Source organism: Helicobacter bilis, assembly GCF_001999985.1.
GTDB lineage: Bacteria > Campylobacterota > Campylobacteria > Campylobacterales > Helicobacteraceae > Helicobacter_A > Helicobacter_A rappini.
This window is the reverse complement of sequence record NZ_CP019645.1, coordinates 315,538-328,075: the sequence shown is the minus strand read 5'-3', so window position 1 is coordinate 328,075 and position 12,538 is coordinate 315,538. Positions and strand designations below refer to the sequence as shown.

General features: G+C 36.3%; 10 protein-coding genes. 8 read left to right on the top strand and 2 right to left on the bottom strand.

The features are described from left to right. Positions 1-2: 2 nt before the first annotated feature. Positions 3-929, top strand: a complete 927-nt coding sequence (locus tag XJ32_RS12560) for a PKD domain-containing protein (protein ID WP_020995884.1) — start codon at positions 3-5, stop codon at positions 927-929. A 1,240-nt stretch (positions 930-2,169) separates the two neighbouring features. Here the strand turns inward: XJ32_RS12560 and XJ32_RS01545 are convergent. Beyond that, complete coding sequence (locus XJ32_RS01545; protein WP_077388130.1) at positions 2,170-3,549, bottom strand: FAD-linked oxidase C-terminal domain-containing protein; 1,380 nt, start codon at positions 3,547-3,549, stop codon at positions 2,170-2,172. A gap of 59 nt (positions 3,550-3,608) precedes the next feature. Further along, positions 3,609-4,082: a hypothetical protein gene (locus XJ32_RS01540; protein ID WP_077388129.1), complete on the bottom strand. Its 474-nt coding sequence runs from the start codon at positions 4,080-4,082 to the stop codon at positions 3,609-3,611. 151 nt (positions 4,083-4,233) lie between these two features. Between XJ32_RS01540 and ppa the strand changes: the two genes are divergently transcribed. From ppa to XJ32_RS01505, 7 genes are all read left to right on the top strand, one after another. Continuing rightward, complete coding sequence (ppa, locus tag XJ32_RS01535; RefSeq protein ID WP_077388128.1) at positions 4,234-4,755, top strand: inorganic diphosphatase; 522 nt, start codon at positions 4,234-4,236, stop codon at positions 4,753-4,755. A 212-nt stretch (positions 4,756-4,967) separates the two neighbouring features. Continuing rightward, on the top strand, positions 4,968-6,368 hold the full coding sequence (gene galE, locus XJ32_RS01530; protein WP_077388127.1) for a UDP-glucose 4-epimerase GalE: 1,401 nt from the start codon (positions 4,968-4,970) through the stop codon (positions 6,366-6,368). Positions 6,369-6,381: 13 nt separating this feature from the next. Further along, positions 6,382-6,843 carry a GtrA family protein gene (locus XJ32_RS01525; protein WP_002957209.1) on the top strand — a complete coding sequence of 154 codons (462 nt, stop codon included), beginning with the start codon at positions 6,382-6,384 and terminating at the stop codon, positions 6,841-6,843. After that, positions 6,840-8,453, top strand: coding sequence for an FAD-dependent oxidoreductase (locus XJ32_RS01520; protein WP_077388126.1), 1,614 nt, complete (start codon positions 6,840-6,842; stop codon positions 8,451-8,453). The genes XJ32_RS01525 and XJ32_RS01520 overlap by 4 nt, the downstream gene beginning before the upstream one ends. A 197-nt stretch (positions 8,454-8,650) precedes the next feature. Continuing rightward, positions 8,651-9,922, top strand: a complete 1,272-nt coding sequence (locus XJ32_RS01515; RefSeq protein ID WP_077388125.1) for a hypothetical protein — start codon at positions 8,651-8,653, stop codon at positions 9,920-9,922. A gap of 222 nt (positions 9,923-10,144) precedes the next feature. After that, complete coding sequence (purE, locus tag XJ32_RS01510; protein WP_077388124.1) at positions 10,145-10,645, top strand: 5-(carboxyamino)imidazole ribonucleotide mutase; 501 nt, start codon at positions 10,145-10,147, stop codon at positions 10,643-10,645. Positions 10,646-11,162: 517 nt separating this feature from the next. Beyond that, complete coding sequence (locus tag XJ32_RS01505) at positions 11,163-11,660, top strand: DUF3972 domain-containing protein (RefSeq protein ID WP_027338353.1); 498 nt, start codon at positions 11,163-11,165, stop codon at positions 11,658-11,660. Positions 11,661-12,538: the final 878 nt, after the last annotated feature.

Here is a 12,538-nt window from a genome sequence, read left to right as displayed (position 1 = left end):
ACATGTTAGACACAAAAAATCTCACTCTAAAGAAATTCCAAGAGAATTTTGATTTTATAGAAGCTAAGATGAAAGATAGTCAAATATATAAAGACGCCTTAGATAGCTTTGTAAAGTATATGCCAAGCTATGCTTTTACAGACGACCAAAAAGCTTTAGCTTATAGTGATTTTATGGCTAAAACATTTTTAGGCGTATTTCAAAGTGCAGTCCAAACTGCATTAACCATAGACCAAAATGAAGTAGCTACAAGAGACGCACAAAATCAAAGTGCTTTAGGCATACTAGGTAAGAAAAAAGAAGTAGCAATGCTATCAAATCAAGTGAAAGAAAGCTTTTTTAAGATACAAGCAAGTAAAATGCAAACAGCACAACTTCAAGCCCAAGCCCTGCAAGATAAAATCAAGGCAGAAGTATTACATAAAAGTGCCAATGATAACGCACAGATAAACAAAGCAAATTGTATGGTAAGCTATCAAAATGTCCTATCAAATGCAAATAAACCAGACTTGCTTAAAAGCTATGATATGCAGCAAACCACCGTGAATGCACTCAAAGCAATAGGTGAAGCTCCAATCAGTGATTATACAGATGAGTGGAAAAAGGTGCAAATACCTGACTACAATACAGACTTTGATACAACTATACTAGAGATATATGCTACTAAGAGTGTTATAGCTATTGATGAAGTGATAGGATTTCATATTGTTACCTCTATTGAGTTAGTAGAAGTTGAGTGGGATTTTGGTGATGGCGAAGTGAGTAGTCAAAAGGATAATATCTTAAAGTCTTTTAATAAAGAAGGCTCGTATAATGTAAGATTGAAAGCCCTAGTAGAAGTTGAGAATAAAGACTATGTCAATGATAAGAGTCAAGATAAGTTTGTGATGAAAGAATACTTTAGAGACTTAGAGATTTTGGTGTGTTAAGTGTTTTTTTTGCTAGTGTTTAAATGTGTTGTAGAATCTTGTTTTATATGTTTTTTGTGTGCTAGATTCTGCATTTTTTAGTTTAAAATCTGTATTTAAGCCAGTGCGACCCTTTCTAAGCTCACACGCCACATTTAAAGCCCAAAATCTAAATTTATGCGTTTTTGTTTGTTTATCAATGTTTCTGTGTCTTTGTGTTTGAGTGTTTTATTCACGCCACATTTGAAAGCCAAAATTGCAATTTTTGCATTTTCAAAGCCCTACAATTCACACGCCACATTTTGCGAGATTTTTATATCTTACATGTTTGTTGATAGTAATATATATAAGAGAGAACATATAAAAAAGATTGTTTGTGAGTTTTTTTGACAAAAACACTATGAAATGAAGCAGACGAAGCGAGAATTTAACAAAATTGCAAGAAAATGTAAGTCATTTATGTAAGTTTAATGGTAGTTTTAAGTGTAATTTCTATCAAAAAAGCAAAACTAGCCACAATGTAGCCTAGTGTAGCTTAGTTTTAGAGCCTTATTTCAGTGGAATATCAGCCAAAATTACACAAATAACACACAAAAACCCTAAATCATGCAAACATAAATCACACTAGCCTTTGCATTCACACAAAAGCCAATCAAAGCAAGACAACTTTACAAGAGCCAATCACACAAGCCACAAAGCTTTAAATATTTAAAAATATTTCAATCTCTCTGCAACTTATCTCATTCTTTAAGATTTTCTATCACACATAAATGACACAAAAAATACACTGATGACACAAATTTTGACACACATATACATTTTATGCCCTATTTTGCGGACTTTGGATAGAATTGTGATTCCAACAATGAAATTTTAAGTTATTTTTAAGTTTTAAATAAAGCTTTATTTAAGCTAGGTTATAAAGCATATTTACGCATTGCAATCACTAAGAACATAGCACACAAGGGGAATTTTTACTCTCACAATAAAATGCAATTACCCACTTATGCTAACTCACTTTATATAAGTTACAATATTACACACAAGCATATAATTTTTAAATTTTTTTTCTAGCTAACTCTTATAAACTTATATAACTAGAGAAAATATCGGTTTTTTGGGAATTTGGAGGCAAATAAATTACAATTAAAATGAGCGGACATTTTGCCAAGCCCACCTTTTTTATTTCAACTTAGAGTAAATATAACGACTTGACAATGAAAAAAATGTCGGTTAGAATTTTGGGTAGGAATAAAGAATCTCACAATCCCATCTTATTTGGGTTTAAGATATTATTTGGGTCAAATGCACTTTTAATACTTCTAAACAAATTCATTTCATCTTCATTAAAGGCAAGATTCATAAATGGTGCTTTAGCAAGTCCAATGCCATGCTCTCCGCTTAAAGTCCCCTCTAGCTCAACTGCGATTTTAAAAATCTCTGTGATAGCTTCATGCCCTTTATCTAAATCTTTTAAGTCTTCAACCATGACATTTGTATGCACATTACCATCGCCTGTATGTCCAAAACATGGAATCTTAAAGCCATAACGCTTACTTACTTCATCTATTTTTTCTAGTAATTCTGGCAGTTTTGCACGAGGGACGGTGATGTCTTCATTTAGCTTTTTCTTACCATAGATGCTAATGCTTTGACTTGCATTCTTCCTTGCAAACCATAGATCCTGCCCTTCTTTAGAATCTTTTGCTACCTTAAACTCAACGCAGCCATTTTCTTTAAATCTAGATTCTATAAGTTTTAATTGATATTGTATCTCTTCTTCTAAGTTACCATCTACTTCTGTAATAAGAATTGCTCCAGCTTCAGTGGGTAAGCCTTTGTTAAACTTACTCTCGACAGCACGGATTGTAAGATTGTCTAAAAACTCCATAGCTACTGGTGTAACTCCACTTGCCATTGTCTTATATACTGCATTCATCGCATTTTCTATTGTGTCAAAAATACCCATCGCCGAACGCGTAATCTTTGGCTTTGCGATGAGTTTTAGTGTGATTTCGCTAATGACTGCGAGTGTCCCCTCACTTGCGATAAGTATCCCTGCGACATTGTATCCTGCCACATCTTTAATCGTCTTTTTACCCGCACGGATAATATTACCATTTGGCAGCACCGCACGGATAGCCATAACATAGTCTTTTGTGATTCCATACTTTGCGGCACGCATACCACCTGCATTTTCACTGACATTGCCACCTATTGTGCTTTGATTTTCACTTGCGGGGTCTGGTGGATAGAAAAGTCCATGAGATTCTACAAAGTTTTGTAAATCCTTATTAATCACTCCGGGCTGCACTCTTACTATAAGATTTTTTGTATCAAGTTCTAGAATCTTATTCATATGCTTTTCTAGGGCTAATACAATGCCACCATCTGCAACAATGCTCCCACCGGTAAAACCGCTACCAGCCCCCCTTGGCACAATGGGAATGAGATGAGTATTGCAATACTTTAAAATATCGCTAATATCCTTTTCATCTCTTGGGAAAAGCACCATATCTGGTTCTCTAGATTCACGCGTAGCATCATAGCTATATGCAAGTTTATGCAAGGAATCTATTTTTGCGTTTTCTTCACCTAATAGTTGTTTAAAATACTCTATATGTGTAGTTTCTAATGCCATAATTTTCCTTTTTAAAGTTTTATCATATTGTAGTCTAAAAATTTATATTTTAAGCTTTCTTACTGAATAGAATCATACATGCCAACTGCATACTGATGTGCATCGCCACAAGATTCTATAAAAGCGGCAATATCACTGATTTCAACCTTTATGCCACCTCTTGTATTATTTGTGCGGATAATCCAAATAGCTGCATCTGGTATAAGATTTGGTCGCATGAGAATCTTTGTCTGTATTTTTTCTTTATTCCCAACCGCTTCATTTGCAACTATTCCTTTTGCATATAATCCACAAGTTTGCGGTTTGCCTGTGGATATATAGGTAAATTCAAGTTTAAAGTCTGTGAAGTCGTTCAACGCACTCACAGATAGCTTTTCCCAACTTGTTTCATTTATAGTCTTAATATATTGCGTGTTAAATAGCCATATTTCTTCATCTAAAGTGGTAGTTTTTGAATCTATTTTGGTATCATTACATGCGATAAAAGCAGTAATGAAAGAGAATATACAAAAAATATAAAGATAAAAACGCATAGTATCCTTTCTTGAATAAAAGGCTAGATTCTACCATAAAATGCGAGTTTAATACACATAAAGAGATATATATTTTAGAATAAAATTAAATAATGGATTAGTTAATAATGCAGTGTTATAATACAAGCCAATTTAATTTTAAGGAGAGATTATGGATCTTACAAAAATCAGTTATGGTAAAGTCCCAAATGAGATTAATGCGGTTATTGAAATACCTTTTGGTTCAGACATTAAGTATGAGATAGATAAAGATTCTGGTGCGGTTGTAGTGGATAGAATCATGCGTTCAGCGGTGTATTACCCTGCAAACTATGGATTTGTGCCAAATACATTAGCAGATGATGATGATCCTATGGATATTTTGGTGTTAAATGAGTATCCCCTGCAGGCTGGCTCTGTCATTAAATGCCGATTAATAGGTGTTTTAATCATGGAAGATGAAGGCGGCATGGATGAAAAGCTACTTGCTGTTGCCCTTGATAAAATCGATCCTACATATAGCGATGTGAAAAGCTATAAGGATTTGCCAAAGCTTACACTTGATAGAATCAAGAATTTCTTTGAGACATATAAAATGCTTGAGCCTGATAAATGGGTAAAAGTAAAAGACTTCCAAGAAGCAGATAAAGCCGCTGAACTCTTACAACAAGCTATCAAGAATTATAAAGGTTAATTCCAATCTTACCTTTGCAAGCATTTCTTAGTTGTTATTTGAATGTTATATTATTTGCAAGGTTTAACCCTTGCAACAAGCTTATGTGCTACTACACATGCTTTTGTATTACTATAATGCATAGAATTATGTTATAATTATTTGCTGTTATAACATAATTCTGTATATTAACTCAATAAATTTGCTAGTTATAAATTTTAAAAAGGAAAGCTATGCTAAACAAAAAGATTCTAGTAACCGGAGGGGCGGGATATATCGGCTCTCACGCAAATGCCCTGCTCAATACTCTAGGATTTCAAACCATTGTGCTAGATAATTTAGTCTATGGGCATAAGGAATCTTTACATTATGCACCACTTCCTTTCTCTTATACGAGTCCATTTACTAAAAGCCCTACTATCTCATCGCAATATCTAGATTCTACACTAACAAACCACGCAAACAAAACCACAAATTCTAGCAATTGCTCTGTGGCTTTGGAGGCTTTAGCTAAATTAGAGGGTAGGAGTTATCTAAGCGATAATGACTACCCCTCTAATTTAGCTAATCGTTCAAATTGTATAGACAAGGGCGAATTTTTGCAGAATCTAGATTCCAAAACACCCAACACACAAGATTCTGTGCTAAATTTTCTTACACAATTAGAGCGAAATTTTAACGGGGGGGGGGGGGCAAATACACAGGATTCTATTCTCTATAACAATCTTAAATCTAACTTAAACTCCAACAATGATTTATCCCGCCAACTTCAAACCGCCCACAAAAACACCACTTTTATCCACGCCGATTTAAGCGATAAAGCTACTCTAGATTCTATCTTTAGCACATATCAAATACAAGCAGTTATGCACTTTGCTGCCTTTGCCTATGTGGGTGAGAGTGTCAAAGACCCTAGCAAGTATTATTACAACAATATCGCAAACTCCTTAAATCTCCTAGAATCTATGCGTAAAGCCAATGTCAAAAACATTATCTTTAGCTCCACTTGTGCCACTTATGGACACCCCTTGCATCTGCCCATCACAGAATCCCATCCGCAAAATCCCATAAACCCCTATGGCTACTCAAAGCTTGTGGTAGAAAATATGCTAAAAGACTTTAGCCACGCTTATGGGCTAGAGTATGTCATCTTGCGTTATTTTAACGCCGCTGGGGCGAGTATGCTTTTTAATATCGGTGAATCTCATAGCCCAGAGACGCATTTAATCCCACTTCTTTTACAGACTGCTTTGGGGCAGAGAGAGTGCTTAAGCATTTATGGCGATGATTATCCTACAAAAGATGGCTCTTGCATAAGGGATTATATCCATATAGATGACCTGGCAAACGCACATATTCTAGCCCTAAAGTATCTCTTAAATGGTGGCAAAAGCGAAGCCTTTAATCTTGGCAATGGGGAGGGCTTTTCTATCTTTGAGCTGCTAGAGTGTGCTTCTAGGCTTTGTGGCAGACAGATCCCCTATACCATAGAATCTAGACGAGAGGGCGACCCTGCCACACTCATTGGCGATAGCTCTAAGGCACAGCAGATTCTAGGCTGGAAGGCACATTTTGCAGATATTGAGACAATCCTATCTTCAGCACTTGCTTGGCATAGCAACCCACGCTATTAAATAAGGGAAGTTAATGCAGTTAATAAAGTATGTTTGTGTCGCTTTTCTAGCCCTATTTGTCAATCTCATCTCAAGGCATTTTCTAAGCTTTTATATAAGCTTTTCAAGCAGTGTGATTATCGCTTATATCTTAGGGCATTTTGTGAATTTCGCCTTATCCGCAAGGTATATCTTTTCTCGCAATATAAGCTTAAGACTAGCCTTTATCCGCTTTAGTATTGTGGCTCTTTTTGGGCTACTTATTGCCTTATTTGTGAGTGTGGGGACACTTTGGCTTTTACAGAGTTTTTATACAACTTTGCAGGATTTTATACAATCTTGCCCCTTTTTAGCCCCACACAAAAGCTTCCTACTTCATCAAAAACATTTAGAGTTTGTAGCCCACATTAGCGGTGTGGGCGTGGGCTTTATCTGCAACTATTTGGGGCATAAATATTTTAGTTTTATTAAATTTACAAGAAAGGATAATAAGTGAGACAAAATAAAAAAGTCTTAATCATCGGTGCAGGACCGGCTGGGCTTAGCGCGGCTAGAGTGCTAAGTGAAAATGGATATAGTGTAGAGATTTTTGAGCTAGATTCACAAGTTGGCGGAATGAGTAAAAGCATAGAGCTATTTTCACAAATTGTAGATATTGGACCGCATAGATTTTTTAGCAAAGATAAACGCTTAAATGACTTTTGGCATTCTCACACAAATGGCGAGTATGAGAAAGTCTCACGATTGACTAGAATCTTTTATAACCGCAAGTTTTTCTACTATCCTTTGCGTGGGTTTGACGCGCTTTTTAAGCTTGGCTTTGTAGAATCTGCCCTTTGTGTCCTAAGCTATATTAAAGCAAAAATTAGCCCTTTTAAAGGCGATAGCTTTGAATCGTGGGTGGCAAATGCCTTTGGCTATCGCTTATATAGCATATTTTTTAAAAGCTACACAGAAAAGCTCTGGGGGATTAAGTGCAGTGAGCTAGATGCGGATTTTGCCGCACAACGCATTAAAGGGCTTAATCTCTATGAAGCGATAAAGTCCGCATTTTTTGGCGGTGGGGGCAAAAAGCATAAGACTTTGGTTGATGAGTTTAGCTACCCCAAAAAGGGCTGTGGCGTGGTGTATGAAAATATGAAGCAAGAGATTATCAAACGCGGCGGCGTGGTGCATTGTGATATTGAAGTGCTAGGCATTAAAACGCAGGGCAAAAAGGCGGTGGGTATTACTACAAACAAGGGCGAGTTTAGCGGGGATATTGTGATTTCTACCGCACCTTTTAGGGATATGGTGTTGTCGCTAGAAGAGCTAGATTCTAGTGTGAAGGCATTGGCGGGGAGGTTAAAATTTAGAAACACGATTTTAGTTTATGTAGAAGTAGGGGATTCTAGTGTGGATTGCCACGCCACCGCTTCCGCAGTGTCTCGCAATGACAGAAATTTGGATTCTAGCTTTTGTGCCCAAAACGCTCAAAGTTTAAACAAGTCGCAGGCGGAAGGATTTTGCGATGATTTTGGTGGCTTTCAAGGCGGGGGCGAAGGGATTTACCTAAGCGGTAATGAGCAAGCCCCCGCCGCAGAATCCGCCAAAAGCGCGCAAAAGCCAACGCTATTTAAAGATAATTGGATTTATGTGCATAGCAAGGATACTTCCACCGGCAGAATCACCAACTTCGCTAATTGGACTAAAGATTTACAATGCGGACAAGACTCAGCGATTTTATGCCTTGAGTATTGGGCAAATGATGATGAGCCTTTGTGGAAGCTAGATGATAAAGCCCTAAGCGAGATGGCAAAAAAGGATTTGCTAGAACCTAAGCTTGTAGCAGACTCTAGCCTTATCAAAAACACCAGCGTGCTAAAAATCCACAAAAGCTACCCCGTGTATGAGCGGGGCTATAAAGACAATCTCCATAAAATCTACAAAGCCCTAGATGACTTTAAAGACTTGTATTTCATCGGGCGAAATGGCAGCTTTAAGTATAACAATCAAGACCATAGCATTCTTATGGGGCTTATGTGTGCGGATAAGATTTTGGGCAGGGAGTGTGATTTGTGGCATATTAATACAGACTATGACTACCAAGAGAGCGGCAAAGCATAGGGCATAGGATTCGGTCTTGGGTAGGCAATGCGAAACGATTGTGCGATTTTTAGGGTAGTCATTACCGCCTTAGGTAACTCCTACCCCAAAAATCGCACAAAACAACCACAGCCCCACCGCAATTCCTAGAATCCTAGAAAAATAAAATAAGCCGAATGAGAAAAACAGCTAATAAACAAAATACAAAGGAGCAAACAATGTTACACAATCTTTTTACACGATTTCTGCAGAGTGTGGATTCTATCGCACGAAATAGGGCATATATGCTACTTGGGGGAGTTTTTGTCCTACTTGTTACAAGTAGCATTTTCTACACAAAAGCAAATAGATTTGCCGATGTGGAGAGTCATATCCCAGCGACAATTTTAGCCCTGCAATATGGCTATGATTTGGAGGGATATGGGCTAAGCTTTGTTGGTGCTAAGGGCATAGAGGATACTTATGGCAATGGGACATTAAGAATCTTAAATGAGGGGATTGTCCCACATTCTTTTGGTCATTACAAATCGACCATAGGAGTGCAGGGCTTTTTCTATGCGTGGCTCTATCAAACCTTTAATCTCACAAGCTTTAAAGCTCTCTATTGGCTTAATGCCCTTTTTGGTGCAATGGCGTTACTTGTATGCTCAATTTTGCTAGGCAAAATCTTTGGCAGGGTGTTTGGGATTATATTCTTTCTGTCTCTTTTTACAGATAACTGGATAGCAAGATTTGGCGGGAGTCTTTACTTTAGCCTTGCTTTTTGGATTCTCCCTGCAATTATTGCCTTTAGCTTATATAGAGTGGCAGCAACACAAAATAAACTCTCTAAAATCACACTCACTCTATTTTGCCTAGCCTATATGTTTGCCATAGCCCTGCGTGCAAGTATGAGTTATGAGTTTCTTACAAGCATTATTCTATTTTCTCTTAGTCCATTTATTGTAAGCTTTATCTATGGGGTGCTTACAGGCTCTCAAAGCCCCTTTCTTAGTATGCCAGCAAAAAGAGCTTTCAAATATGGCTTAGGGCTTTTTATCCTTGCTTGTGTGGGGTTTTTGCTTACCTTTATAATCCATACTTATATCCGCGGTGGTGGGGATTTATGGGCTGGATTTGCGGATATTTATCACAATGACTTTTTACGCAGAATGACAGGTGGTAATCCTAAGGACTTTCACCCGGGTTATGCCCCATCACTTACTGCAAATGCCTTTGAGGTTATAAAGATTTATCTCAGTAAGCCCTTTTTGCTTTTTTTACTTGGAGTGAGTATGCTGGTTTGTCTCGTGGAATCTAATAAAAGTTACAGAAACTTCTATATCGCCTTGCTTATATGCTTTGCCCTACCTGCAATAAGCTGGTTTGTGCTTGGTAAATCTCATAGCTATATTCACACACATTTCTGCTTTGTGTTATGGTATTTAGGCTTTTGGGCGAGTATTATCTATATCCCACTGCATTACTTTTATCGTAAGAAAATAGCATAATTTTTTCTTATTGGTTGAATATTGATATTGCATGTAGTAGCTGCCAACCCATAGAGACTAATTAAAAGTAGCTAAACATTCAGCAAGCCTTTTGAAAATAAACCACAAAACAAGTTCTTAATGCGTGTTTGTTTATATAACGCATTCTAAATTTTACATTAAATTACACATACACACTTTTTTATAGTAAAATACAAGTGAATATTCTATGTGAGGTGTTGTATGCCATTTGTTGTGATTATTATGGGAAGTAAAAGTGATTGGAAGGTTATGCAGGAGTGCATTGCTATTTTAAAAAAGTTTGAAATCCCTTTTGAAGTGCATATATCTTCAGCTCATAGGACACCAGAGAGAACAAGAGAGATTGTGCTGACTTCAGAAAAACGCGGAGCGGCGGTATTTATTGGAGCGGCAGGTATGGCAGCACACTTGGCAGGTGCTATTGCAGCACACACCTTAAAACCTGTTATAGCAGTGCCACTTGCAGGTGGTGTGCTTGATGGTTTAGATGCGCTTTTATCAAGCGTGCAAATGCCACAAGCAGTCCCTGTCGCTACTATGAGTGTAGGCAAGGCTGGGGCGATTAATGCTGCTTTTTTTGCATCACAGATTCTATCTCTTCTGCCACAATATCCAAATCTAGCACAGCTTCTTGTAAAAGAAAGAAAAGATCGTGCAAGTCAGCTAGAAAAAGATACACAAAGCATACAAAGTGAAATCTAAAAGCTTATAAAAAGGGAAAGTTATGGCAGAACAGGAGAAGTTGCAATTACAAGGCTTAAAGACAATACGAGAAATGCAAGAAAGCATTCAAAATGAGAGTATGCAAAATGGTAATACAACAAGCAATTCTCTCATAAAAGATAGTGAGCAAGACACACTTCGTGCGTATGTGAAAGAAACGCAAAAAATCCTTGATGGCGATATGGGTACTGAGAGTAGCACTCCAGATCTATCTCATGCAAAGACAATTAAAGAGAGTATGCAAGACTATTTAGATGAAAGTGATACTACAAAACCGCAAAAAACAATACAAGATTCTAAACAAACAATAGCCCAAAGCACATTCAAAGATAACAAAGCCACCATAAATAGCCAAACTCAAGCTGCCACCCTGCAAGCAACAAAAACACTAGATTCTAACACGCCAGAAAAAGTAGAATCTCAAGGAAAATTAGATACTAAAGTAAAAACAGAAATTAAAGACGAAATAGAATCTAAACAAGAAAAATATCAGCAAATAGTAAAAGCCAATGCAAACACAAAGCAAGAGACTTGGCTACTTTTAGATGAGTTTTTAAGGCTATCGGGTTTGGAGAAAGAGAAAGTAGCAGAGTTAATAAAAGATAAGACAATTAAGAGTAAGCAAGAAAATGGCAGAATCTATGTCGAAGCAAGCACAGGCACATCAGCCCTTATAAAAAAGGTGGAAAATCGCTTAGTTTCACTTGATATGAATGGCAACGCACTAGACCCTGTGTTTGTAGAGAAGACTATTGCTACTATTTTAGGCTTGCATGATAAGGTCTTAAGCTCCAAAGATGAGACGATAGCAGCTTTTAAAAGTGAAAATAGCTTTCTAAAAGAAGCGCTTGTGTCTATGCAAGAAATCTATGATGATGATAAAAAGACCATAGAGATTCTAAGACAGCAACTACAAAAGACACAAGAAGAAGTGGAGTTTGTGAAACGAAAATACAAACTCATGTGGGGTAAAGTGAGTAATAGCACAACATGATAAATTATGAAGCTGTCAATACTCAAACACTAAAGACTACAAATATTACAGAATCTTAAAAGAGATATCTTCCGCTCTAACTTGTATTAAAAAGCATAGTCTCAATATAGCTTAAGAAGTTAGACTTGATTTATTTAATAAAGATTCTATAATGTAAGTTTAATACATAGAATACAGCGATTTTATAAGCCTTAAAAACACATAGAACTTTCATAGGTTATAAACAATATAACAATTTTAGAAATAAAACTCACAATACAAGATTTTATATCACACAAAAAATGGAATAAAATCGATAATAAAATACAAGTTTTTATGATTTTAAACACAATAGATACAAAAAAAGTTTGCTTACAAGCATATCCAAAAATTCAATGATTAAGTAACTACATAAAATCATAGAATTTTTTACTCTAGCAAAATTACAAATTAACTAAAGTTTGTAAAACATGCAATAAGATTGAAATCTCCATTCCATTAAAACAAATCCTAACATAAATCTATCTGCAATAAGCCTTAAATACATAAGCTATAATTAACATAGAAAGCTAGATTCTATACTGTTTAGAATCTTATCTTGTTTTTTTGTGTTTTTGTTAGTTTCTTGTTGTTTTATGTTTCTATTTGTATTCTTTCTTTTAAAGCCCTGTTTGTGTTTGCTTTTGTGTAAAAGTATGCTAGATTGTATTCTTGTTAAGTATTAAATTCTATATTGTTTGGAATCTTGTCATGCTGCCCTTTTCTCTTGTCATATTGAGCGTAAGCGAAACATCTTTATTAGGTTTTTATTTTAATTTGATTATCTCTGTTGTTTTGTGATAAATAACGATAAACAATCATGTTTTTTTAGTGCTAGATTCTATATTCAATGTCATTGC

Excerpts from the sequence above, each read along its gene's own strand:
- XJ32_RS12560 (WP_020995884.1), top strand. The coding sequence starts at position 3 with ATGTTAGACACAAAAAATCTCACTCTAAAGAAATTCCAAGAGAATTTT.
- XJ32_RS01545 (WP_077388130.1), bottom strand. The coding sequence starts at position 3,549 with ATGGCATTAGAAACTACACATATAGAGTATTTTAAACAACTATTAGGT.
- XJ32_RS01540 (WP_077388129.1), bottom strand. The coding sequence starts at position 4,082 with ATGCGTTTTTATCTTTATATTTTTTGTATATTCTCTTTCATTACTGCT.
- ppa (WP_077388128.1), top strand. The coding sequence starts at position 4,234 with ATGGATCTTACAAAAATCAGTTATGGTAAAGTCCCAAATGAGATTAAT.
- galE (WP_077388127.1), top strand. The coding sequence starts at position 4,968 with ATGCTAAACAAAAAGATTCTAGTAACCGGAGGGGCGGGATATATCGGC.
- XJ32_RS01525 (WP_002957209.1), top strand. The coding sequence starts at position 6,382 with ATGCAGTTAATAAAGTATGTTTGTGTCGCTTTTCTAGCCCTATTTGTC.
- XJ32_RS01515 (WP_077388125.1), top strand. The coding sequence starts at position 8,651 with ATGTTACACAATCTTTTTACACGATTTCTGCAGAGTGTGGATTCTATC.
- purE (WP_077388124.1), top strand. The coding sequence starts at position 10,145 with ATGCCATTTGTTGTGATTATTATGGGAAGTAAAAGTGATTGGAAGGTT.